Source organism: Streptomyces sp. NPDC107581 (assembly GCF_055657175.1).
Map to the genome: position 1 here is coordinate 57,805 of NZ_JBVKBH010000010.1, position 23,473 is coordinate 81,277.

The window sequence follows — 23,473 nt, forward strand, 5'->3', positions numbered from 1 at the left end:
GGAATCGGCAGACCGGGAACCGGGGCGCCGGTGAATACGACCGGCGTGAACGGCCGCGATCCACCGCTCAATTCACACGTGTTCCGCCGGAAGAATGCTTGTCCATCCGGCGGAACGGGCGGGACACGGCAGCTCGGTCGGCACAGCGGGCGGGCGGGGCCCGGTCAGCGGGCTCAAGGAGCGGGCTGTGCCGGCGCGGTGGGCGGTGGAGGCACGCCGCGGTGGGTAATGGAGGCGCGCCGGTGGGCGATGGAGGGACGCCGGCGGGCGCGGAGGCACGCCGCGGTGGCTCAGCGGGCTCAAGGAGGCGGGCGGTGTCGGCTCGGGGGGAGAGAAGGAGACAGGCTGTGGTGGCTCAGTGGGCGAGGCGGGCGGTCCTGCGGCGGTTCAGGCCGCCGCGTCGGCGGACTCCCGGATGAACCGCACCAGACGCACGACGCCCTCCTCGACCTGGTCCGGAGGCACCGCGCTCCAGGACAGGCGCAGCCGCCGGTCGCCCTCGGCGCCGTCGTAGAAGGTGCTCATCGGGGTCCACAGCACCCGGTGTCCACGGGCGGACCGCTCCAGCGCGTCCTCGTCGGCGTCGAAGGGGACGGTCATGACGACGAAGAAGCCCCCCTCCGGCCGGTTCCAGGACACACCCAGGCGGTGCCGCTCGGCTGGCGGCAGGTGCCGGTCGAGCGCGTCGAGCAACCGCGCCATGTTCGCCCGGTAGAACTCCGCGCCCCGCTCCGCGGCCGGGCGCACCCGGAATCCGTGCCGGACCAGCAGACCGCCGATCACCGCCTGGGCCAGCCCCGAGGTGTTGACCGTGGTCATGCTCTTGATCTTGGCGAGCTGGTCGGCGAGCAGCGTGCCGCGCCCGGCGGAGTCGACGACCGGCTGATCGGCGACCACATAGCCCACGCGGGCGCCCGGGAACCCCGTCTTGGCCAGCGAGCCGAGGTAGATCACCCGGCGGTCGGTGTCCAGCGCCTTGAGCGTGGGCCGCACGTCCTGCTCGTCGGCACGGAACATCCCGTACGGGTTGTCCTCCACGACCAGCAGCCCCTCCTGCCGGGCGGCCGCGAGCAGACCGCGACGGGCGTCGACCGTCATGCACACCCCGGACGGGTTGGCGAAGTCCGGTACGACGTACAGCATCCGGGGACGCAGCCCGTCCTTCCGCGCCCGGCGCGTCGCGTCCACGAGGCCGGCCGGCGTCACGCCGTCCGCCCCCTCGGGCACCGGGACCAGGGGGATGTCCAGCAGCCGGGCAGCTCCGCTGATGCCCACGTAGCAGGGAGAGGAGGCGAGCAGGGCGTCCCGCGGGCCCGCGCACAGCGCGCGCAGCGTCAGCACCATGGCCTCCTGCGCGCCGACCGTCACGACGACGGACTCGGGCGGGACGTGGATGTCCTCGTCCTGGATGAGCGCGGCGGCCAGCGGTTCCCGGATGAAACCGGCGGTGGGGCCGTACTGCATCAGCCGGGTGCGGATCTGCGCCGGGGTGTGGCCCTCGGCGGCCAGCTGGGCGGTGTACGCGGTGAGGCAGTCGGTGATCACCGCCGGGTCGAGCAGTCCGTCGTAGGGCCGGCCGGGCGCGAACGAGATCGCGTCGGGGTGGCGCGAGACCACCTCGTTGAGGAAGTTCATCGCGTCCAGCACCGGGTCGGACAGCGAGCCGTGCAGGTCGGCGAGGTCGAGCCGTACGTCGGACCCCGCCTCCGGTGCCGGGCGGAACGTCGGGGCCGAGGTCATGCGCGCACCTCCGCGGGGTCCGCGGCGCCCCGCAGCGGGGGCGGGGGAGCGAGGTGCCGGCGCAGGAAGGCGGCGGCCTCGTCGAGGGCGTCGGAGGCCGGGTCGAGCACGCCGCGCATGGCGAAGAAGCCGTGGATCATGCCGTCGTAGCGGCTCAGCCGGGCCTCCACACCCTCCGCCGACAGGCGCTGCGCGTAACTCTCCCCCTCGTCGCGCAGGGGGTCGTACTCGGCGGTGATGACCAGCGCGGGCGGCAGCCCGTGCAGCGACTCGGCGCGCAGCGGGGAGACGTACGGTTCGCGCCCCTGCGCCGGATCCGCCAGGTAGTGACGCCAGTACCAGTCCACCGAGCGGTGGTTGAAGAACACCTCGTCGCTGTTCTCGCGCCGGGACGCGGTGTCGGCCAGGCAGTCGGTGTTGGGGTACACCAGCAGCTGCGCCGCGATCGGCGGGCCGCCGTGGTCGCGGGCGTGCAGCGACACCACGGCCGCCAGATTGCCGCCCGCGCTGTCGCCGCCGACCGCGAGCCGGCTGCCGTCGCCGCCGTGCAGGTGCGCGTGTGCGGCGAGCCAGCGCACCGCGGCGCGGCAGTCCTCCACGGCGGCCGGGTACCGGTTCTCCGGGGCGAGCCGGTAGCCGGTGGCGGCCACCAGGCAGCCGGTCGCGTTGGCCAGCCGTCGGCAGATCGCGTCGCAGGTGTCGATACTGCCCAGGGTCCAGCCGCCGCCGTAGAAGTAGCAGAGCACGGGCAGCGGTGTGTCGTCGGCGCGCGGGCGGTAGAAACGCACCGGCAGGCTGCCCGCGGGGCCGGGGAACTCGCCGTCGACGACCGCGACGACGGTTTCCGGCTCACCGCCGGAAGCGCGCGCCGCGGCGAGGTCGGCGGCTCGTGCCTCGTCGATGTCGAGGGTGTACAGCGGGCGGGTCCCTGCGGCGACCAGATGCGCGCGCAGTGCGGCGACCTGCGGGTGCAGCGACACGAAAGCCTCCTGGTGGGCGATGCTCGAAACGTACTGTTCCAGCCCACACGCCCGGTCCCACCCGTGTCCATGAGGACCGGCGGCGCTTTGGCAGCGAAATACCACCGCTCGCCGGTCCGGAGCCGCGGTGCCGAGGACCCGCTGCCCTCTGCCGCAGGGGAGCTGCCCCAGGGGCGCCGGTCCGCATCGGGAGGCCAGGGGGCCGGCGGACTCAGCCGGCGGGCACTGTCTCCAGCATGGCCTCGGCGGTGGACGCCGCGTCGTAGCCCTCGCCCACGCCGGGCACCAGGATGATGTCGCCCTCGATGTGCCGCGAGCGCAGCGGCGCGATGTCCTGGTACGCGGCCGAGTCCCACCAGGCCCGCGCGTCGTCGATCGACGGAAAACCGATCACCACGACGTGCCCGGGCCAGGTGCCCTCCCGCACCTCGTGCTGCGCGCCGTGCACCAGGAAGCGGCCGCCGTACGGTTCGAACGTCGCGGTGACGCCGGCGATGTACTCGGCGATCTCCGGGTGGGGGGCGGCGTCCTGCAGATGGGCTATCGCGTAGGCGGACATGGCATCCTTCCGGCCGACCGGCTCTTGACGTCCACGATCCTGCCTCCGGGACGCGGGGCGGTCGATGACGTGGCAGGTAATGCAACCCGCGCCGGGGCGGAGAAGAGGAGCGGTGGAGGAGCGAAGAAGGAGGGAAGCGGAGCGGGGGAGGAGCGGGGAGGAGCGGGGAGCGCGCTCGTCCGGTGCGGCACTCCGCGCGGGGCCTCGGGCACCGGAGACGGGTCATTGCAGCACGACGCCCGATTCGTATCGATAAGATGCATTTTGTGATCAGGCCAGGACGGCACCGCCGCCGCTCTCCATACGGTGGCCGACGGGAAGCCGTACTGCTGTCACCGGTGATCCTGACCGTCCTCGTCACCGGCCTGGCATTCGCCACCCCCAGAGAGATCGCCTTCAGCCGCCTCCTGCCCGCGGCGCCCGCCCTCGCGGCCGCGCTGTGGCCCGTTGTCCCGACGATCCTGCTGGGGGTGTTCGCCTTGCTGGTCATGATCGGGCTCAGCCTCGTCTACTCCGATCTGGGGACGCCGTACACGGCTGCCGCGATCGTGGCGGTCACCTTGGCGGCCGCCTACGCCAGCCATCTTCGACTCCAGCGCGAGGAGATGCTCTTCCAGGTCCGGCTCGTCGCCGACGCGGCGCAGAAGGTGTTGCTGCGCCCGCTGCCGCCCCGCATCCAGAACGTCGAGATCGAGTCCCTGTATCTGGCGGCCCAGGAGCAGGCCCGGATCGGAGGTGACTTCTATGAAGCGGCCGACACGCCGTACGGGGTGCGGCTGCTCATCGGCGACGTGCGCGGCAAGGGGCTCCCGGCGGTGGGAGCGGCCTCGGCGGTGATCAACTGCTTCCGGGAGAGCGCGTACGACCAGCCCGACCTGCGCGGCATCATCCACCGCCTGGAGGCGAGCATGGTCCGCTACAGCCTCGCGACTCCCGCCCCGGACCAGCCGGAGTACTTCGCCACCGCACTGATCGCCGAGATCCCGTCCGGCGGTGGGCAGGTCAGAATTCTCAACTGCGGGCATCCGCCGCCCCTGCTCGTGCGGCGCGGGGAGATCCGTGTCCTCGAGTCCAGCAGGCCCTCGCCGCCCCTCAACCTCGCGATGCTCCTAGGAGACCACTACAGCGTCGACACCGTCCCCTTCGGCGAGGGCGACCAGATGCTGCTGTACACCGACGGCGTGACGGAGACCCGGGACCGCGACGGCGCGTTCTTCCCGCTGCCGGACTGGATGCGGCAGCTCGGCCCGGCGCCGCCCCGTGAGCTGCTGGAACGGCTTCACCGGGACCTGCTGCACTACGGCGGCGGGAGACTCGACGACGACATCGCGGCCCTCGCCGTGCGGTACCGGAACCTCCGGGGGCAGGAGCGTTCCGCCTAGCGGTCCGCGGTGTCAGTAGTCGCGCCCGTTGAGGCCGCGGTAGACGAAGCGGGTGAGGGCCTCGGTCAGCTGCTCGTCGGTCAGGGCGTCGAACTGCTGCCGCCAGTTCTGCAGGAAGGAGTGGACGAGCCCGAACGCCATGCGGACGGCGATCTCCGGTGGGGCGGGCAGGGTGCGTCCGGCGTCGGTCACGGCCGTGACGTGGTCCAGGATGTCGTCCGTCTCGACGGCGGAGTAGCGGTCCACGGTGGCGGCGAAGTCATCGCTGACCAGCGCGGCCTGCTGCATGGCGCGGATCGTGCCGATGTGGTCCCGGTAGAGGCGGATGTAGACCGTGACGTGCTGCCGGACGGCCTCGGGGTCGGTGAAGTCCCCCAGGTGCCCCGGCTCGGCGGCAACCGTGTCGGACTCGGCCGCCATGTCGTGCATCAGCGCCTCGAGCAAGGCCTCCTTGCTGCTGAAGTGGTTGTAGAAGGAGCCCGCCGCGCGGCCGGCTTCGGCGGTGATGTCGCTGATCTTCGTGGCCGGATAGCCGCGCTCGGCGAACACCCGCTTGGCCGCTGCCTTCAGTGCGGCCTCGGTCTCCGCCGCTCTGTCCTTGCGCTTCACGGAACCTCCCTTGACGGGAACCGTATCAACGGTCAAGATGAATCCAGATTCAGTGAATAATGATTCAGTGAATCTGGATTCATGAAACAGGAGCGAGTGGGGGAAGCATGCACGTGATCATCGCGGGAGCCGGTCCGACCGGACTGACTCTCGGCATCGACCTGGCGCGGCGCGGGCTCGACGTGCGCGTGGTCGACAAGGCGGACCGGCACTTCGCCGGTTCGCGGGGGGACACCCTCCAGCCGCGCACGCTCGAAGTGTTCGAGGACCTCGGCGTCCTGGACGCGGTACTGCGGCAGGGGTCCCCGGTGCCCACCACGCGGGTCCACCTCGACGGGGCCCACGTCATGGACCGGCGCCTGGCGGAGCCCGTTCCGCCGAGCCCCGACGTGCCGTACCCGAACGCGTGGATCCTCGGCCAGTCGCAGACCGAGGCCGTCCTGCGGGACAGGCTCGCCGGACTCGGAGTCCGGGCCGAACTCGGCACAGCACTGGTCGACTTCGTACAGGACGCCGACGGGGTGACCGTCCGCCTGTCGACCGGGGAAACCGTGCGCGCCGGCTACCTGGTGGGCGCCGACGGGGCGGGCAGCACCGTCCGCAAGGCCCTTGGCATTCCCTTCACGGGGACGACGGACGAGGCCATGCGGATGCTGATCGGGGATGTGGCCGCGGACGGGCTGGACCACGGGTGGGGGCACTGGTTCGCCCACGCGGGGGACCCGATGTACGGCGTCCATCTGAGCCCGCTGCCGGACACGGACCGGCTCTTCCAGTTCCATGCGCCGCTGCCCGAGGGCGTGACCGACGCCTCCCTGGAAACGCTCCAGGGCATCCTGGACGGGTTCGTCCCGGGCGTCCGGCTGAGCCGGCCGGCCTGGTCGAGCATCTGGCGCCCCAATGTACGGCTGGCCGAACGCTTCCGGGTGGGCCGGGTGTTCCTTGCCGGGGACGCCGCCCACGCGCATCCGCCCACCGGCGGCCAAGGTCTGAACACCGGCGTGCAGGACGCGTACAACCTGGGCTGGAAACTGGCCGACGGCTCGCCCGAGTTCCTCGACAGCTACGAAACGGAGCGACGCGCCACCGCGGAGCGGGTCCTGCGCATCTCCTCGGAGCTGCTGCAACGGCACAAGGACAAGGCCGAGGACGCGCACGAGCGCGACGAGAGCACTCGCCAGCTGGACATCACCTACCGGACGTCCGAAGGCCGGATCGTCCCCGGCGACCGTGCGCCGGACGCGCCGCTCACCGATCCGGACGGCAAGGAGACACGGCTCTTCGACCTCTATCGCGGCCCCCACGCGACCCGCCTGGCGTTCGGCACGTCCGCCCCGGACGAGCCGCACGCCTACGCGGTGCTGCGCCCCGGTCGGACCTCGGCCGGCCCCTACGTCGTCGACGTCGCGGGCCACGCCCACGCCGCATACGACGCCTCGGACGGCACCTCGGTCGTCATCCGGCCCGACGGGTACATCGGCGCCCGCACCGACTGACGCCGACGCCCGTCGAGCGAGACACCGTCGCCGGCTCGGGCCGGTTTCAGGCTCGAGTGCTCTGCCGTGGTCGGCTCGCGGGTTTCCGGTTCCGCCGTTCTGTCGTGGTCGGCTCGCGGGTTTCCGGTTTCGGCGTTCTGCCCGTGGTCGGCTCACGGGTCTCCGGTTCCGGTGCTCCGCCGTCGTCGGCTCGGGCCGGTCTCCGGTTCTGATGCTCAATGCCTTCTTCGCTGCAACACGTTGGCGTGGTCATGGCGTGTTGCGGGGGCGTCTCCGTCTAGGGTGTTCGGTGTGGTGGATTGGTCCCAGCCATTTCGACCGTCGACGGTGGACGCCGTCGGCGGCGGCGTGCCTGCCCAGGACTCGCGTCCGCGCGTGGACCTGGCGGCGTTGCGCGCGGCGGCCCGGATAGGCACGACGCTCGACGAGGACACGACCTGCGCGGAACTGACGCGGGCGGCTGTCGCGCAGGCGGGAGGTGCGGCGGCGGTGCTGCGCGTCGGCCGCGAAGCCGACTCGGAGTACGAGGCCGTCACCGGCAACCGGGAGGTGCTCCCCGACGTCCGGCAGATCACGGCGGCGGCACGCGAGGCCGCGGAACCGCGGGAGCGCGGGCCCGTGCATCTGGAGTCCGGCGGCGACCGGTCCGTGCTCTGGGTGCCGCTGGCCACCGGCGGGCACGAGTACGGCGTGATGGTGTGCGCCCGGGCGGGGGAGCCCTTCACCGGCACCGAGGCGGAGCTCATGGCGTCCTTCGCCGAACGCGCCGCCTCGCACATCCGGCATGCCCGGGAACACGACGCGGTGAGCAGTGTCATCGGCAGGCTGCAGCGGGCCCTGCTCGCCGAACCGGGCCGGCCGCACCCGAACCTGGACGTCGCCATCCGCTACCTGCCCGTGGGGCAGAGCGCGCTGGTCGGCGGTGACTGGTGCGAGACGGTGCGGCTGCACTTCGGACGGACGCTGCTGGTCGTCGGCGACGTCATGGGGCACGGGCTGGACGCCGCCGTCGACATGACCGCCTACCGCTCGGCCCTGCGGTACATCGCCTCCGCCGACCTGCCGCCGCACCGCGTGCTGCGCCAGCTCGACGACATGGCATCCAGGGAGCCGGACCGCAGACCCGCCACCTGCCTGGTCGCGCAGATCGACCCCAACCGCGGCCAGGTGACGCTGGCGAGCGCCGGCCATCTGCCTCCGGCCCTGATCGACGGAGAGGGCGGCACCTCGCTGCTGCCGGTGCCGGTCGGACCTCCGCTCGGCACCGGGCTGGGCGGCTATGAACCGGCCACCTGCCGGCTGGACCCCACCCAGACGCTGATGCTCTTCACCGACGGACTCGTCGAGCACCGCGGCGAGGACATCGACCGGTCCCTGGACCGGCTGGCCGGCATCGACTTCGAGGCCGGCGCAAGTGTCGAGGAACTCCTCGACACGGTGATCGCTCGCCTCGACGCGCGGGAGGCCGAGGACGACGTCGCCGTACTGGCCGCCCGGCTGTGCCATCGCCCGGGTCACACACTCCGCCAACGGGACTGAAGGCTCCCGAAGCACCGCCCGCAGGCGATGTACGTGCCACACGGCTTGTCGGACCGACGATGCCGGCGGTGATCACGCCGGTCCGCCGCCTCCTGCAGTCACGCCCTCCTCATCGTCCTTCTCGGAGGAGGACACGTATCTGGCGTCGGTCTCACCGTCGGGCGTTGGGCGTTGGCCGTCGGGCGTTGGGTGCCGGCTGTCGGGTGCCGGGTGCCGGGTGCCGGGTGTTGCTTGTTGCTTGTTGCTTGTCGGTTGTCGGTTGTCGGTTGTCGGTTGTCGGTTGTCGGTTGTCGGGCGGCAGCGCGGTGTGCGCGCTGCCGCCCGGTCGTGTCGCCACCGCCGCGCAGGCGGCGCCGCACCGGATCAGGGGAGCTTGACCGCCAGGAGGTCGACGGGCCGGATGTCCGGGGCCTCACTGAGCATGGTCTCGGCGGTGTCCTTCAACGCGGCGGCAATCGCACCCTGGAGGTGTGCCTGACGTCCCTCCTCGTCGTCGAAGGTGTCGAAGACGCCGAAGGTGGTGGCGCTCTGCCGGAACGCGAACCAGGTGACGGTGCGGTCCTCCTGCCGGGCGAGCTGCACCGCGTCACGCAGCAGGGCCTCGACCTTCTCGGCGTACTCGGGCTTGGCCTCGATCCGGGCCAGCAATCCCAGCTTCGTCATGGTGTGCACTCCTGTGGTGAGGTCTTTCGGGAAGGTGCGACGCCGGTACCGGGCACCGGATCTCGTCCGCACACCCGAGAATCTAGGTCGTTCCGGCCGTCCCGCCCCAGTGTCGGAAACGACGTGTCCGATATCGTTTCCGACATGGATATAGCGGTGCTGGCATACGACGGCGTCTTCGACTCCGGGCTCGCTGCCCTGCTCGATGTGATCGAGGGGGCGAACGCGATGCGGGGGGAGCTTCCCGAGCCGCCGCCCGCCTGGAACGTCACCAAGATCGGCTTTCGCCGGAGGATCCGCACGGGAGCGGGGCATCTGGTCGAGACCGTCCCCGTAGGCGCGGCACGGCACACGGATCTGCTGCTGGTACCCGCACTGGCCGAACGGCGGCCCGACGCCCTGATCGCTCATGTCACGGGGCCGGACTCCGCGCCGGTGAGGCGGCTGGTGGCCGCCACCCGCGAACGCCGGACGCCCGTCGCGTCCGCCTGCACGGGCACCTTCCTGCTGGCGGAGTCGGGCGTCCTCGACGGGCGTCGCGCCACGACGAGTTGGTGGCTCGCACCGTACTTCCGCAAGCGCTATCCGGCGGTCACGGTCGACGAGACGCGCATGGTCGCCTCGTCCGACGGAGTCATCACGGCCGGGGCGGCGTTCGGCCACGTCGACCTGGCGCTCGCGATCGTACGGATGAGCAGTCCGGCCCTGGCCGATCTTGTCGCGCGTTATCTCGTGGTGGACGAGCGGCCCTCCCAGGCGGCGTACACCATCTCCGCGGCGCTTGCGCAGAGCGATTCGACGCTGGCGGCCTTCGAACACTGGGCGCGAGTCCACCTGGACGAGCCGATCTCGATCGCCGAGGGAGCGCGGGCCATCGGCGTCAGCGAGCGCACACTCCAGCGGGCCGTGCGGCGCACGCTCGGCACGTCGCCCGTCGGCTTCGTCCAGGACCTGCGCGTCGAGCGCGCCTCCCACCTTCTGCGGACCACGGATCTGCCGCTGGAGGTCATAGCCGGCAAAGTCGGCTACGAGCACGCCAACACGCTGCGTGTCCTCCTGCGCAAGCGCACGGGAGAGACCACCAGCGCCCTGCGGGGCCGCTGACCGCCGGATGACCGCCGGATGACCTCCGACAAGTCGTCCCACAGCTCCTCCCGCAAGCCATCCCACAAGTCTCCCGGAAGGTCCTTCCGCAAGTCCTTCCGCAGGCCCTCCTGCAGGCCGACTCGGTCCGGGGTGAGGCCAGTCGGAGGCATGCGGCATCATGACAAGAACACCAGGGGCCCCGGCCCTGTCCCAGAAGGGTTCGCCCGTGAGTACCGTCCCGCCGCCCGAAGGATCCGACGGGGGATCGGAAGAGCACTCCTCCATATCCGACGAGCAGTGGGCGGCGTTCCTGCGGGACGCCGCCGAGGGCGATGGTGCTGCCGCACCGAAGGAGCCGTCGGCTCGGGCCAGGATGGTCGACCGGCGATTGCGGGACGTGCCCGGGGCGGAGCGGCAGGCCCCGGTCCCGAAGAGGCGCGGGTTCGGTGACAGGGCGCGTGCGGCGGTCCCGTGGATGGCCGCGGCGGCCGTGGTGCTCGTGGGCGCCTACCAGCAGAACCTGTTCTCCTGGGGCGGGCCGCCGGCATCGGGCCCGGCGAAGGCCGTGGCACTGCCGGGAGGCGGGGTCTCCGACGGCGACCAGTGCGGAGTCAAGGGCCACCACCACTTCCCGCTCCCCGCAGCCGCCTCCTCACCTGCGCGGTCCACCGGCTCGAATGCGGGTCCGCAACTCGACCTCGGCGCCTACGGCTATGAGGAGTTGTCCAGCCGCACTCCCGGGCACTTCACCGTCGAGCTGCTCTTCGCACCGGGCCCGAAGGGGTCCCTGAAGGTGTCCCGGACCCTGGGCGGTGAGGGAGTCGCCGTGGAGATCGAGGGCCCCGACGGACTGGTCGGCGGCGCGCACGGCCTTCCCGTCACCTGGAATTCCCCCGGAGAGACCGGCCACGCGGACAAGGCGCACATCGACCTGACCGGCGGCGGCAGCGCCGAGATCTCGCTGCCGGTGCAGGCCATGTGCCCCGGCTACGACGGCAACGCCGTGATGAAGGGGCTCCAGACCCCGATCGACTCCTCGAACACCATCACCGGGCAGCCGGCCTACACCCTGACCGTGTCCGTCCGCGATCCGGGCATCGGAGCACTGCGCAAGTCGATCGGCTCTCCGGCCGCCGGCAACCTGCTCAGCGCGAACAATCTCGTGCCCGAAGGCCCCTGAACAGGGTGTCGACGACCATCGGCTGAAGGAACCGGCCGAGGTGGGCGTATGTGTGTGGAGGGGCGGCGGAGCACTGCCCGCCGCCCCTCGTGGTGCCGCGCCGGCAGGACGAGCGGCTAGCGCAGATCGATGACCGTGCGCAGCTTGCCGCTGGTCGCGGTGCGCTCGAACCGCTCCCTGCGCACGCTTTCCACGGCGAAGGCCAGCAGGCCCTCCGCCTCGGCCGAGGCCAGCTCCGTCACCTCGGCGACGAGGGCTTCCCGTGCGGCTTCGGGCTCGCTCGCGTACTCGTCGTCGAGCCGGACCGTCAGCACTTCCCGGCCGGAGCCTGACGTGACCAGCATCTGCATCTCACCGTGGTAGCCGAGGCGTTCCTGCACGGCCCGCAGGATGCGCCGGTAGTTGAAGAAGTACGTGCCGACGCGCACGACGTCGCCGTAGCGCCCGAGCAGTTCCAGCCGGGGCACGTGGCTGCCGCACGCGCACCTGCCCTCCACCGTACGGCCCAGGTCACCGATCTCGTAGCGCTCCAGTCGCTGCCCGGCACGGGCCCGGGAGGTGAAGACCAGCCGTCCCGGCTCGCCCGGTGCCACCGGGCGGTCCGTGTGCGGATCGAGGATCTCCAGGGTGTGCAGGTCGGTCAGCACATGATGGACCGACCCCTGGCCGGCCGTGCACTGATAGCCCAGCGGTCCCAGATCGGTGCTGCCGTACGCGGCGGACCGGATGACCTCGACGCCGAACTCCTCGGTCAGCACACGGCGTTGTTCGGTGGTGAAGTGCTCTCCGCCGTAGAACACCTTCCTGATCCCGCCGTAGGCACGCAGCCGGTCCGCCTCGGCGTGGAACAGCTGCCACAGGTAGGACGGCATGCCGAACACGGTGTCCGCCCCGTGGGTGACCAGCGCTTCGGCGGTCATGGCGTGGTCGGGGCCCGCGGCCATCGGGATCTGGGTGGCGTTCAGGCGTTCCAGAATGGAGAAGAAGCTGATGAAGCTCCCGTACATCCCGCCGCAGTAGAACAGGTTGGCGGCCCGGTCACGGGCCGGGTCGAAGCCCGCGGCGAGCAGTCCGTCGGCCGCCGCGCGCATCTGGTTGTCGTAGTCGTCGCAGGTGAACACGGACAGGGCGGGTGTGCCCGTGGAACCCCCGCTGCGGAAGTACAGGTGGGCGTGGCGCGGGTCCAGCGAGGCGAGAGCGCGCTGCACGCCTTCCTTGCCGAGCAGCGGCGCCTCGGGCGCCGGGGGCAGGACCGGGGGTGCCACCAGGTCGTCCAGACAGGCGACGGTACCGAACTCCGTACCCGGCGCGCGTACGCTCACCCGGCGGCTGTAGCGCTGCAACGCGTAGACCCCGTCGTGCGGTTCGCCCTCGTAGCCCTCGAGCATGGAGCCGACCGGGGTGACCCGGGTGACCCCCGCGGCGAAGAGGGCGCGAGACAGCTCGGCCACGTCCGCCGGGCTGCCGCCGACGGCCGCGGTCTGCAGAAAACGGCGCATCGGCCGCAGAGTCGCCGTGACCGCGTGCCGGGGGAGGGGCTTCACCCAGACACTGCGGTGCAGCGGGGAGGCGTCCAGCGCGGGCCGGGTGTCCGCCATGACCCGCCATGAACCGTCGTCGGCGGCGAACACGCGGGTGAGACCGAGGTGTTGTTCCAGCCGGGCTAGCTGCTGCACGGTGGTGATCTCCGCCTGCTCGGCCGGTCCGGGCAGCGGCGCGCGCCGGGCGTCCGAGACCTTCGCCAGCCGCTCGGCGAACCGCTCGGCGCACGCGAAGACCTCCGCGGCGTCCGGGGTGTCGAGATAGACCACTTGCGGGCTGGAGCAGGCCTGCTGTTCGAAGCGGCAGACATCCTCGGCGAGCGCGTCGAGCACGGCGTCGTCGGCCGCCGCTTCCGCGGTCAGATAGGCGAAGGAGATCCGGTGCCCCCACTCGACGACCCGGCAGCCCGGCGGTGCGCATTCGCTCACCGCGCGCAGGGCGTCCTCGCCGCCCCAGGCGGCGATCGCGTCGGCCTGCCCGCACAGCGTCCGGATCCAGTCCTGGCGCGAGGACGGGAAGCGGAGGGCCACCACACGCTGGGAGATCAGACCGGTCGGGTCGGCGTCCCCGAGGGCGGCGAGCAGGTCCTGGGCGAGTGCGGTGTCGGAGCTGCTCGTCTTCAGGACGTTGACGTTGCCGGCCAGCAGGCCCTCGACGACGCTCAGCGGTGCCACGGCGGCGGCGTTGCCGGGCGCGATGTGCACCAGCAGGCCCACGGGCGCCCAGGACTCGTACACCGTCTCGCGGCCGTCCGGCCGGGTCAGCCGTTCCGGCCGCAGGCCGCCCAGCTCCCGGCGCAGCTTGCGTTCCAGCGCCTGCCGGGTGAGCGCGCCGGCCAGCTCGGCCAAGGTGGCGGCGGCCTCGGCGGCGGGCAGCTGTCGGGCCAGCCGGCCGTACAGGGCGGAGCCGGGATCGGCCAGGTCACGGCCGACCGCGGCGCAGGCGCCGAGCACCACGTCGGTGGGCAGCGGACAGGCCAGGACCCGCGCGGTCGACTCCGCGAGCCCGGCGAGCCGTCGGCCGGCCTCGGCGTCGTCGATGAACTCGCCCTGCCAGAGGTGGAGTGCGGAGGTGGTCACGACATTCCCTTCATCAGTTCGGCAGCGGCGACCGCGCAACTGCGGTTGCGGCTCACCCCGGCACGGCCGTGCACGGTGAACCAGTCGGTGGACAGCGGGCAGGGGCAGTCCTCGCCCGGGTGCAGCGAGGCGAGGTCGCCCATCACGACGCTCTGCGCGGGAACGGAGGTGATGTACGGGCTGACCAGGTGAAGGAAGCCGCGCTCTCCGTAGGGCAGCGGGCGCAGCGTCCCGGTGTCGCGGACCGCCGCGCGCGACCACACCGGCACGTGCAGCCGGTGGTGTGCGCACTCGACGTACGGCACGCAGTGCTCGACGGAGCCGAAGGTGTCGCGGATGCGGTCGCCCGGAATGCCGAGGCGCTCGGAGACCTCGGCACAGAAGTCGTCCTTGCCGATCTGGCGGTCGGCGTGGCCCTTCCAGCCGCCGCCGAGCACCACCAGCGATCCCTCGGGCAGCCTCAGCGGCGGCATCCCCATCGCCTTCATCCGCTCCAGGGTGAAGTACAGGAAGGCCGGGAAGCCCAGGATGCGCACCGGCACGTCGTCCTCCGCGTACCGCTGGAGCGCCGCGATACAGCCGTGCACGTCGAACTCGTGGCCGGAACCGGTGTGCCGCAGCGCGTGCGTGGTGTGCCGGGCCGGGGCGAAGTCGCACAGGTAGTTGTCGGTGAACGAGGTGCCCAGCTTCAGCGACGGCGCGGGCTCGTAGCTGTAGAGCAGGTAGTTGACCGGCTGGTCGGGGGTGATCCAGCCGTAGTGGTCGAAGATCCGGGCGACCATGCGCTGCGCCGAGCGGATCGTCCACTCGTCGAAGAACATCTGCGACTTCTGGCCGGTGGTACCCGAGGAGGTCAGATGCAGGAACACCTCGTCGCGGGGGACGGACAGCACCTCGTGGCGTTTGAAGAAGACGGCGGGCACGAGCGGGGTGCGCACGCCGTCGCCGATCGTGGGCGCCGGATCCTCGGGCGGCTCCTGGAGCAGGGCGGCGAAGAACGGGGAGCGGCGGGCGTGCCAGGCATGGGTCTCGGCCATCGCCGCGGCGAAGAGTTCGTCGGTGCCGGGGCCGGCCGCGTACGGCTCCGCCAGGTCGCACAGCCGCTGCACATGGCTGAGCGCCGCCGGGTCGGGGACCTCGACCGGAGCGAGATGGGGGTTCATCGGGACACCTCGTGAAGGGGCAGATAGGTGGCGGTCCAGGCGCTCAGGTAGGCGCCGAGGTACGGCTGCAGCAAGGGGCTGACGGCCGTCGTCCGGAAGTCGATCTGGCGGCTGGTGCGGGAGAGCACCACGTAGTCGTGGAAGCGGTCGTGGATCCGGCGCATCGCCGGATAGACCGCGCTCGGCACGAACCCCGAGGCGAGGAAGACCTCCAGGGCCTCGGTGTCGGCCAGCGGGAGCAGCGTCTCGGCGTAGTCCGCCCCGGCCCGGGTGACCATGGTCATCAGCGCCTCCAGGGCGCCGGCCACCGCGGCCGGGCGTGGATGAACGGCGACCAGGGCGCAGCTGCCCGCCACCGGGTCGAGGTCGGCGTACGCCTCGAAGCCACCGTCGGCCGCGACCAGGAGCGCGTTCGGCGTGTGCAGCGGGAAGAAGCGGTCGCCCGCGTCGGGAAAACGCTCCAGGAAGCGGCGGCGGACGAAGGTCGGGGCGACGATCAGCTCGATGGGGGCGGCACCGGAGGCGGAGCGGGCCGCCGCGCACCCGGGGACGCGGTCCGTGCCGGCGTAGTCGATGCCGATTCCGCCGGAGGCGGCGGACAGCAGTCCCGACAGGCGCTCGGGCACGCGCTCGACGGGTGCCCGGCGGTCCAGCACGCCCTCGGCGTAGCGGGCGAACAGCGCAAGGCTCTCGCACCCCTCGACCTCCACCGCGTTGGGCATCAGACCGAGCGGCCGGAAACCGTTGCGCACGACGACGTTCTGAGGGCCCTCGGTGACGACGCGGACCGTGGCGTACACCGAGTCGAGGCGGCCGGTGGCGAACGCCTCGTCGCACACGGCAGCCGTCAGCCGGGAGGCCAGCCCGCCGCCCCGGTGGCCGGGATGCACGGCGAGCCCGACCAGCTTGCCGATACTGCTGCCCGGATCGGTCTGCACGACCGCGGACCCGACGAGGTCCCCGCGCCCGGTGCGGGCGGTGAGCCAGTACGCGGTGCCGTCGGTGATCAGACGGCGCATGACCGCCGGGTCACTGCCGAGCGGTACCGGGTAGCCGTGCCCGTACACCTCGAAGTACAACTGCCGCAGCTCCGCGATGTCCTGGACCGCGGCGGGGGAGACGACGACGCTCATGACGCTTCTCCCGCCCGGGCGAGGGGCTGCGGGGACTGAGCGGCGGACGCTCGGGGTCCGTCGGCGCCCGTCCGGCCGCCGACCCACCACAGCGCCAGCGCGACCGGCACCAGACCCGCGCCCTGCACCAGGCAGAGCGTGCGGGCCGTCAGATGGTCACCCAGCGCGCCGAACACGAGCGAGGCCACGGGGAACGTGGCACCGAGCAGCGCCTGCATGACCGCGAAGAACTCCGGCTTGTCGTCGGCGGGCACCAGCCGCTGGAACAGCGCGACGAACCGGACGCCGATCACGCCGACGCACCAGCCGACGACACACAGCGCACCGAACGCGACGGCGTGCCCGGCGACCAGCCCCGGCAGCCCGAGGGCAGCGGCCATCACGAGCAGACTCACGCTGCCCACGGTGACGGGACGCCCCGGAACGCGGGCACCGGTGAAGGACCCGACGAGCGTGCCCGCGCCGAGCGCCGCCTCCAGCGAGGCCACGGTCGAACCGGTGGAGTGCAGCACGCCCCGCGTGTAGAGCGGCATCACGACGTACACGGCGGTGGTGAAGACGTTGGCGGCGGCGAAGCAGACCAGCACACGGCGGATGAACGGCAGTCCGGCCAGGACCTGGCGCAGCGACCGGGACGCGGGTGCTTCATCGCCCTCCGGTCCGCGTGCCTGAGCCGCGGCGTGCGGGAAGCGGGCCGACCGGACCAGCAGGGCGGCGAGCAGGTAGGCGACTGCGCAGGCGGCGACGACGCCCGCGAGTCCGCCCGCGTCGACCGCGAGCGGGCCGAGCAGGCCTCCGCCGAGCCCCGCGACCGACTGGGTGGACAGTTCGAATCCGGTGGCCGCTTCGATGTCGGCGTCCTCGACCAGTTCCGGCACGGACGTCGTCAGACACGGATCGAAGAGCGCCTGACAGGCCGCCAGCGCCAGCCCCACCGCATAGACCGCGGCCATCGGCAGCGCCCCGGCCTGCGCCAGGACGGCAGCCACCGTGGCCACCGCGCCGGCCACGGCCGCGGCGCCGGCCAGCACCGTCCGACGGGCGTGACGTGCCACGATGCGGGCGACCACGGGGGCGAGCGCGACCGCGGGCAGCGTGCTGACCATGAGGAACAGGCCCGAGTCGAGCCCGCGGTGCGGGCCGCCCGCGAACCCGACCAGCCACCAGACCGCGCCGACCTGGAACATCCGGCTCGCAGCCTGGGTGAGGAGCTGACCGGACCAGACCCGGCCGAACGACGGATTGCGCAGCACCAGGGGCAGACGGCGTGTGCGTGACCCCGCCGCGTTCATGAGTGGGGCCGTTCGTCGACGACGCGGATGAGCTTGCCCGACCGGGTGTTCACGGCCAGGTCCTGGTGCCGCACCCATTGGACGGTGAGCGGGTTCACATGACCGGCGGCGGTCGCGCTCCGGTAGAGCGGGCGCTGTGCCAGGACCGCGTCGGCGACGGCGTCCGCCAACGCGGTGTTCCCGTCACCGGGTTCACCCGTCGCGAGCCGCAGCACCAGTCCGTCCCGGCCGTCGCTGCGGCGCACCACGAGTTGCAGCCCCGTCACCTCGTTGGCCGTGTCGGCGGCCTTGACGATGTCATGGACGTCCTGCGTGTAGAGGGAGACGGGACCCACCCGCACGCCCTCCTCGGCGCGGCCCAGGATGCGGAAGATCCCGGCGTCCCGGTCCACCCACTCGGCCCGGTCACCCGCCGGGTAGCGCAGTATCGGCATGAGCCGTCTGCGCAGGTCGGTGACGACCAGCCGCCCCGGAACGCCGTCGCCGTCGACGGGCCGGTCGGTCTCGTCGTCGAGGATCTCGACCACGGTGTACGGGGTGAACACGCGGTGCACGCGCGGGTCGCCGCCGGGCACCGCCTCTCCGAGCAGCCCGGCGTCCACGCTCGCGTAGCCCAGGGAGCGTACCTGTGCCTTCGGGAACGCGCCCTGCAGCAGGGGCAGTTGGTCGCCGAAGAGGCATTCGCCGCCGAAGAACAGCAGCTCCACGTCCGGGAGCGACCGGCCGGCGGACGTCAGGCGCTCGGCGAGGGAGCACAGGGTGGTGGGCGTTCCGGCAACGACCTGGACCTGGAACTCCTCCAAGGTGGCCGCGGTGGATTCCCAGGGCGCCGCGCCGCCGATGGGCAGGCGGACGTTGGCCACCGGGGACCGGTGCAGCGAGTCGAGGACGAAGCTGAAACTGGCGTACAGGTCGCCCGCGTAGAAGAGATCGGCGACCCGGTGGCCCGGGCGCAGCCCGGCATGGGCGAGTCCGGCGCCGAACGCCGTGGTGAACTCCCGCCACTCCGTGCGTGTGTAGTAGGAGAACTTCGGGGACCCCGTGGTCCCACCGCTGCGGAAGACGACCGCCTCGTGGAGCGGTGCGGTCAGCAGGGTGTTGTCGCGGGGCGAGTTGGCCCGCCAGAAGTCCGCTTGTGGCACCACCGGAAGATCGGTGAGGTCTGCCACATGGCTGGGAAGGTGAGCGTAGAGGCCACGGTAGAAAAGCGAGTTGTGGCGCACGAAGCGTATGAGCTCCGCGAGTGGTTGAACGGGCATCAATTCCTGCTCGAAGGCGCGAACCGCCGGAAGGGAAAAGGCCGACGGCAGTTACGACGAGTGGGGCCGGCTCCGGAACGGAGGAAGCCCTTGTCGTTGACGATGTGAATCAACGGTGCGCCCACGGCGATCGGGGGCGTCCGGACCAGAAGGATATCTCAATATTCGGGACGGGCTTGCGCTAACTGGCCATGTGAGCTGGGTCCTTCGGCGCGCGAGTGGACGAGCTGCGGCTGCTTTCGGTTCCCTCCGAACCGGAGACGACCGTCACACGGAACCCCCTTTTCCATAAGTAATGGTTGAGGGTTCCTCAAGTGGCCTTTATGGACGGGAGGCGAGGTCCGCATCGAGGCTTGGCCGAATACGACGGCGAGCCGACGCGCCCGGCCCGGCCATTGCGGAAAACCGGCCTGGATTTTGCTGCGCGCGCGACTGCAGGACAGCCAACCGCGATCTTCCCGTCTTCCGGAGAATCAGCGAGAGCGGGGCGAGCGGGGCGAGCGGGGCGAGCGGGGCGAGCGGGGCGAGCGGGGCGTGCGGGGCGTGCGGGGCGTGCGGGGCGCACGACGGGGAACGCGCCTCCCGGCCGGGGACGTCTGCCGGCCCGGTAGCCGCCGCGACAGGCGGCGCACCCGGGCGCCGACTCCGTTTTCACTGCCTCCTCGGGAACCGCCGGCGGGTGGCTCGCCCGTCGTGCGGGCGAGCCACCCGGGCCGGACGGAGGTGAAGATCCGGGAGCCGGCCCGGACCGGTGGCACCTTCAGTGTCGTCCCAGGAGCAGCCCTGTCCCCGTGACGTCGGCGTGGATGCCGTCCTTGTCCACCGCCACGCGCTGCAGGCGCAGGGCGCCCGCCGGTGGTCTCGGGAGCTGGAAGGAGAAGGAGAAGCGGTCGGCGATCTGCGGGCGGGTGAGCTTGGTCAGTGCGGTGAGCAGGGACAGATCGAGGCCCAGCCGCTGCAGGAGCTTCGGGTGGGCGAGCGCCACGTCCACGAGGTTCACACGGGTCAGGTCGTGCAGGAAGCGCGGTGCGCCGGTGAGGCGATGGAGCTCGTCCTCGTCGTGCAGCGCGGCGCGCACCGCGCCGTCGGGAACGCCCAGGCGGTGCACGATCTCCGGAACGGCGAGGAAGGCCTTGATCTTCTCGGCTTCCCGGGTGAGCCGACGCGCCGAGGCGCGCGTCAGGTGGAGGCCCTCCGCGGGCCCGGTCCCGGGCCGGTACGTCGCGAGGTCGCCGATGTCGAGCCGGATGCCGTCCACGGATGTGGCGATGCCGCGCTGCCCGTCCTGGCGGATCCGCACGTCGGCGCCCAGACGCAGGTCGTGCCCCGCGACGTGAAGGTCGCCGCGGGCCCGGACGCCGCCGGGTCCGTGAGGGGTGAAGGAGACCTGTGAGGCGCCGAGTTCGCGGTTCATGTCGGCGAAGGACAGCAGAATTTGCCCGTGCATCTGCTGGACGAGCGCGCCGCGCACCGCGGTCAGTCCGTCGCCGTCGATGCGGATCTCGTTCGCCGTGGCGCTGACCTGGGTGAGAGTGACCCGGCGGGCCGGGATGTCCGGGACGGTGACGCGGACCGAGTCCAGACGCCGTGCGGCAAGTTGGGTGAGAAAGGGAAAGCCGCCGATCCGTACCTCGGGCGCGGCCGCGAGGTTCAGCTGGTCCTTGAGCCGTTCGGAGGCCTTGTGCTCCGCGTAGAGCAGTGCCCAGCGGTCGGCGAGGGTGACGAGGCACGCGAGGGCGAGGACCCAGGCGAGGACTCTGGCCATCGTGGGCAGACCGGTGGCCCGGTTGCGACGACGGCTGCCGCGCCTGTGGTTGGGTGGGGACCAGGGCTCCTCGTCGTCGTCCTGTGGGCTCCGCCTGCTGTCCTCGGCGGGGAGGTCCTCCGGCGGAGGGTCGGCCAGCGATGCCAGTTCGTCGTACGGATTACGGCTGCGTGGAACCCTTTCGGGGGGAGGCCCGTCCGACTGAGCAGGATGATGCGTCTGTATGTGGGGGGTACGCATCGGGAGATTTGATCATATGGCCCCACCCTCCGTGCAAGTCCTACCCGAAGTAAAGGGCGGAACAAGTCACTTGGAGGCCGACTATCCGCTCGGTGATCCGGGCGGCGCGCACGCACGCCCACTCCGGCACCTCGCCGGCCGGCAGGCCGGCCGCGACTGCCGACAGCGCCGTCAGCGCTCCCGCCGAACGCCGTCGCCCGCCCCCTTCGACCACGTCGACACGCCAAAACCCCTGCGCGGACCGCAGCGTTCCGCCGTACGCTGGCGCCCGCTGTGAGCCAAGGGAGGACGTATGCAGATCCGGAGCCTGACCCGTACCGAAGCCGAGCGCCGGGCCGCGCTGCTGACGGTGGAGCGGTACGACGTGGACATCGACCTGACCGGCCTGCCCGACGGCCCGGAGGTCCGGTGTGTGTCCACCGTGACCTTCAGCTGTCACGAACCGGGCGCCGAGAGCTTCGTGGACTGCGCGGCGCAGGTGCTGAGCGCCACGCTGAACGGCATCCCCCTCATCCCTACCGACGACGGCCGGATACCCCTTCCCGGCCTCGCGGGGCACAACGTGCTGCGCGTGGAGAGCGTCCAGGCCGACACGGCCACGGGCGAGGGCGTGCACAAGGCGACCGACCCCGCGGACGGCGAGGTCTACGTGTGGATGAGCTTCGAACCCGACGAGGCCCGGTTCGTCTGGGCGTGCTTCGACCAGCCCGACCTCAAGGCCCCGCACACCTTCACCGTCACGGCCCCTTCCGCGTGGACCGTGACCAGCAACTCCGGTGACCCGCGCGTCGAGGAGCTGGACTCGGCCCGCCGCTGGACCTTCCCGGACACCCCGCCCCTGTCCGTGTACAACACCGTCATCAACGCCGGCCCCTTCCACGAGATCCGCCGCGAGGCCGACGGCCACGACCTCGGTCTCTACGCCCGCCGCTCCCTCGCCCCCGTCCTGGACCGTGACGCCGACGAGATCTTCACCCTCACCCGCCAGGGCCTCGCCTTCTTCGGCGAGGCCTTCGCGATGCCGTTCCCGCAGCGCAAGTACGACCAGGTGTTCATGCCCGAGTTCGGCGGGGCGATGGAGAACTACGGCTGCGTGACCTGGGCGGACTCCTTCCTGCGGCGGGCCACGCCGACGCCCGCCGAGAGCGAGCTGCTGGCCAAGGTGCTGCTGCACGAGATGGCGCACATGTGGTTCGGCAACATCGTCACCATGCGCTGGTGGGACGACCTCTGGCTGAACGAGGCATTCGCGGAGTTCGCCTGCCACTGGGCCGCAGAGCGCGCCACCCGGTACACCGACGCCTGGGCAGGCCACCTGGCCAGTGGCAAACTCAAGGCGTACCTCGCCGACCAGGGACCCGTCTCGCACCCGATCCATCAGCCCATCCACGACGTGGCCCAGGCCGCGTCGATCTTCGACCACATCACCTATCCCAAGGGCGCCTCCGTCCTCCAGCAGCTCATGACGTACGTGGGCGAAGAGCACTTCAGGGCGGGGATGACCGCCTACTTCGCCCGCCACGCCTGGGGCACCGCCACACTGCAGGACCTGATCGACGCCCTCTCCAAGGCCGGCGGACGCGATCTGGACGCCTGGCGCACGGCCTGGCTCGCCACGGCGGGCACCGACCGCTTCTCCCTGGAACGCGACGGCGACGCCGTCACCCTGGTGGCCGCCGGCACCCCGCGCCCGCAGGTGCTGGCGATCGGCGCGTACGGCAGGAACGGCGAGGCCCTGGAACGCAGGGCGCTGGTACGCGTCGAGGTGACTCAGCCCCGTACTCCGGTGACGGGCCTGCCCTCCGAAGCGGACACCGAACTCCTGCTGATCAACGACGAAGACCTGACCTTCGCCACGATCCGCCCCGACTCCGCGAGCAAGGACGCCTTCTTCCGGACGGCGGCGGACCTGCCCACGGCCATCTCCCGGGGCGTGGCCACCGCGACCGTGTGGGACATGCTGACCACCGGCGAGGCCACGGCGGCGGAGGCCGGGCGGTGCGTCACCGCGGTCCTCGCCGCGGAGACCTCCGACGCCGTGATCGAGCCCTACCTGAACCTCGCCGCCAACATCGCCGAGCACTGGGCGCCGCCCGGCGAACGAGCCGCTCTGACGGCCGGGGTGGCCGCGGCCTGCCGGCGCCTCGCCGCGGACCCCGGACGCCGCCAGGTCGCCCTGCGCGGCCTGGCCCGCACCGCGACCAGCCACGACGATCTGGCCTGGCTGCGCGAACAGGCAGGCGACGACGTGGACCTGCTCTGGCGGGCGCTGGTCCGCGAGGCGGAGCTGGGCGGGGACGTCTCGGCGGAGACGGCCCTGCTGCTGGAGCGCGACCGGGACCCCGACGCCTGGGTCCGCGCGCTCACGGTACGGGCCGCCCTGCCGGACCCCGCCGTCAAGGCGGAGGTGTGGCAGAAGCTGGTGGTGGACCGCGCGGTCCCCGTCAACTCGGTCGGACAGGTGGCGGTGGCCTTCTGGCGCCCTTCCCAGGAGGCCGTGCTGGCGCCCTACGCCCAGCGCTACCTGGATTCGGTCCCGCACCTTCACCGAGGCGGAATGATCCCGGCGATGGTCTTCGCCGGCCAACTCTTCCCGCCGTGTGCCATCGACGCCGCCTACATCGAAACGGCCCGCCAGGCCGCTCACGAGGCGGCCCCGGTGGTCCGCAACACCCTCCTGGAACGCTCGGACGAGGTACGGCGCATGCTGCACTCCCGCACCAGGACGGCCTGACCGCAGGCGGATTCCCGTGGCCGCTGCCGCCG

The 23,473-nt window shown here is 71.9% G+C and carries 17 protein-coding genes; 6 read left to right on the forward strand and 11 right to left on the reverse strand.

From position 1 onward, the window contains the following. Positions 1-387: 387 nt before the first annotated feature. The 3 genes from ACZ7P3_RS25305 to ACZ7P3_RS25315 all read right to left on the reverse strand — a co-directional run bounded on the left by ACZ7P3_RS25305 (position 388) and on the right by ACZ7P3_RS25315 (position 3,279). Entirely contained in the window at positions 388-1,740 is a 1,353-nt protein-coding gene (locus ACZ7P3_RS25305) for an aminotransferase-like domain-containing protein (protein WP_472085319.1), read from the reverse strand. Continuing rightward, the gene (locus ACZ7P3_RS25310) at positions 1,737-2,720 is read right to left on the reverse strand and encodes an alpha/beta hydrolase (protein WP_472085320.1); all 984 of its coding nucleotides are present in this window, start codon (positions 2,718-2,720) and stop codon (positions 1,737-1,739) included. Before ACZ7P3_RS25310 ends, ACZ7P3_RS25305 begins: the two co-directional genes overlap by 4 nt. Positions 2,721-2,931: 211 nt before the next feature. Continuing rightward, a complete protein-coding gene (locus ACZ7P3_RS25315) occupies positions 2,932-3,279 on the reverse strand; it encodes a DUF1330 domain-containing protein (RefSeq protein WP_472085321.1) in 348 nt (115 codons plus the stop codon). 266 nt (positions 3,280-3,545) lie between these two features. On the opposite strand from ACZ7P3_RS25315, the gene ACZ7P3_RS25320 reads away from it, so the two are divergent. After that, entirely contained in the window at positions 3,546-4,661 is a 1,116-nt protein-coding gene (locus ACZ7P3_RS25320) for a PP2C family protein-serine/threonine phosphatase (RefSeq protein WP_472085322.1), read from the forward strand. Between the two features lie 12 nt (positions 4,662-4,673). On the opposite strand, the gene ACZ7P3_RS25325 is transcribed toward ACZ7P3_RS25320, so the two are convergent. Then, positions 4,674-5,270 carry a TetR/AcrR family transcriptional regulator gene (locus ACZ7P3_RS25325; protein WP_472085323.1) on the reverse strand — a complete coding sequence of 199 codons (597 nt, stop codon included), beginning with the start codon at positions 5,268-5,270 and terminating at the stop codon, positions 4,674-4,676. Positions 5,271-5,377: 107 nt separating this feature from the next. On the opposite strand from ACZ7P3_RS25325, the gene ACZ7P3_RS25330 reads away from it, so the two are divergent. After that, on the forward strand, positions 5,378-6,766 hold the full coding sequence (locus ACZ7P3_RS25330; RefSeq protein ID WP_472085324.1) for an FAD-dependent monooxygenase: 1,389 nt from the start codon (positions 5,378-5,380) through the stop codon (positions 6,764-6,766). 291 nt (positions 6,767-7,057) lie between these two features. Next, complete coding sequence (locus ACZ7P3_RS25335) at positions 7,058-8,305, forward strand: PP2C family protein-serine/threonine phosphatase (protein ID WP_472085325.1); 1,248 nt, start codon at positions 7,058-7,060, stop codon at positions 8,303-8,305. 363 nt (positions 8,306-8,668) lie between these two features. On the opposite strand, the gene ACZ7P3_RS25340 is transcribed toward ACZ7P3_RS25335, so the two are convergent. Next, positions 8,669-8,968, reverse strand: coding sequence for a putative quinol monooxygenase (locus tag ACZ7P3_RS25340; RefSeq protein ID WP_472085326.1), 300 nt, complete (start codon positions 8,966-8,968; stop codon positions 8,669-8,671). A 144-nt stretch (positions 8,969-9,112) separates the two neighbouring features. Here ACZ7P3_RS25340 and ACZ7P3_RS25345 point away from each other — a divergent pair, with 144 nt between their 5' ends. Next, positions 9,113-10,072 carry a GlxA family transcriptional regulator gene (locus ACZ7P3_RS25345; RefSeq protein ID WP_472085327.1) on the forward strand — a complete coding sequence of 320 codons (960 nt, stop codon included), beginning with the start codon at positions 9,113-9,115 and terminating at the stop codon, positions 10,070-10,072. A gap of 208 nt (positions 10,073-10,280) precedes the next feature. Beyond that, a complete protein-coding gene (locus tag ACZ7P3_RS25350) occupies positions 10,281-11,234 on the forward strand; it encodes a hypothetical protein (RefSeq protein ID WP_472085328.1) in 954 nt (317 codons plus the stop codon). 116 nt (positions 11,235-11,350) lie between these two features. Here the strand turns inward: ACZ7P3_RS25350 and ACZ7P3_RS25355 are convergent, their stop codons facing one another. The 6 genes from ACZ7P3_RS25355 to ACZ7P3_RS25380 form a co-directional block, all read right to left on the reverse strand. Continuing rightward, a complete protein-coding gene (locus ACZ7P3_RS25355) occupies positions 11,351-13,855 on the reverse strand; it encodes an acyl-CoA reductase (RefSeq protein ID WP_472085329.1) in 2,505 nt (834 codons plus the stop codon). After that, entirely contained in the window at positions 13,852-15,018 is a 1,167-nt protein-coding gene (locus ACZ7P3_RS25360; protein WP_472085330.1) for a LuxE/PaaK family acyltransferase, read from the reverse strand. The genes ACZ7P3_RS25355 and ACZ7P3_RS25360 overlap by 4 nt, the downstream gene beginning before the upstream one ends. Beyond that, positions 15,015-16,151 (reverse strand): GNAT family N-acetyltransferase, encoded by a 1,137-nt coding sequence (locus tag ACZ7P3_RS25365; RefSeq protein ID WP_472085331.1) that lies wholly within the window; start codon positions 16,149-16,151, stop codon positions 15,015-15,017. The genes ACZ7P3_RS25360 and ACZ7P3_RS25365 overlap by 4 nt, the downstream gene beginning before the upstream one ends. Further along, on the reverse strand, positions 16,148-17,443 hold the full coding sequence (locus ACZ7P3_RS25370) for an MFS transporter (protein WP_472085332.1): 1,296 nt from the start codon (positions 17,441-17,443) through the stop codon (positions 16,148-16,150). Before ACZ7P3_RS25370 ends, ACZ7P3_RS25365 begins: the two co-directional genes overlap by 4 nt. Then, a complete protein-coding gene (locus tag ACZ7P3_RS25375; protein ID WP_472085333.1) occupies positions 17,440-18,702 on the reverse strand; it encodes a phenylacetate--CoA ligase family protein in 1,263 nt (420 codons plus the stop codon). The genes ACZ7P3_RS25370 and ACZ7P3_RS25375 overlap by 4 nt, the downstream gene beginning before the upstream one ends. 760 nt (positions 18,703-19,462) lie before the next feature. Next, positions 19,463-20,467: an LmeA family phospholipid-binding protein gene (locus ACZ7P3_RS25380; RefSeq protein WP_472085334.1), complete on the reverse strand. Its 1,005-nt coding sequence runs from the start codon at positions 20,465-20,467 to the stop codon at positions 19,463-19,465. A 532-nt stretch (positions 20,468-20,999) separates the two neighbouring features. Between ACZ7P3_RS25380 and pepN the strand changes: the two genes are divergently transcribed. Further along, positions 21,000-23,441 (forward strand): aminopeptidase N, encoded by a 2,442-nt coding sequence (gene pepN, locus ACZ7P3_RS25385; protein ID WP_472085335.1) that lies wholly within the window; start codon positions 21,000-21,002, stop codon positions 23,439-23,441. Positions 23,442-23,473 lie beyond the last annotated feature (32 nt).

Excerpts from the sequence above, each read along its gene's own strand:
- ACZ7P3_RS25360 (WP_472085330.1), bottom strand. The coding sequence starts at position 15,018 with ATGAACCCCCATCTCGCTCCGGTCGAGGTCCCCGACCCGGCGGCGCTC.
- ACZ7P3_RS25340 (WP_472085326.1), bottom strand. The coding sequence starts at position 8,968 with ATGACGAAGCTGGGATTGCTGGCCCGGATCGAGGCCAAGCCCGAGTAC.
- ACZ7P3_RS25330 (WP_472085324.1), top strand. The coding sequence starts at position 5,378 with ATGCACGTGATCATCGCGGGAGCCGGTCCGACCGGACTGACTCTCGGC.
- pepN (WP_472085335.1), top strand. The coding sequence starts at position 21,000 with ATGCAGATCCGGAGCCTGACCCGTACCGAAGCCGAGCGCCGGGCCGCG.
- ACZ7P3_RS25380 (WP_472085334.1), bottom strand. The coding sequence starts at position 20,467 with ATGGCCAGAGTCCTCGCCTGGGTCCTCGCCCTCGCGTGCCTCGTCACC.
- ACZ7P3_RS25345 (WP_472085327.1), top strand. The coding sequence starts at position 9,113 with ATGGATATAGCGGTGCTGGCATACGACGGCGTCTTCGACTCCGGGCTC.
- ACZ7P3_RS25370 (WP_472085332.1), bottom strand. The coding sequence starts at position 17,443 with ATGAACGCGGCGGGGTCACGCACACGCCGTCTGCCCCTGGTGCTGCGC.
- ACZ7P3_RS25375 (WP_472085333.1), bottom strand. The coding sequence starts at position 18,702 with ATGCCCGTTCAACCACTCGCGGAGCTCATACGCTTCGTGCGCCACAAC.
- ACZ7P3_RS25305 (WP_472085319.1), bottom strand. The coding sequence starts at position 1,740 with ATGACCTCGGCCCCGACGTTCCGCCCGGCACCGGAGGCGGGGTCCGAC.
- ACZ7P3_RS25365 (WP_472085331.1), bottom strand. The coding sequence starts at position 16,151 with ATGAGCGTCGTCGTCTCCCCCGCCGCGGTCCAGGACATCGCGGAGCTG.
- ACZ7P3_RS25315 (WP_472085321.1), bottom strand. The coding sequence starts at position 3,279 with ATGTCCGCCTACGCGATAGCCCATCTGCAGGACGCCGCCCCCCACCCG.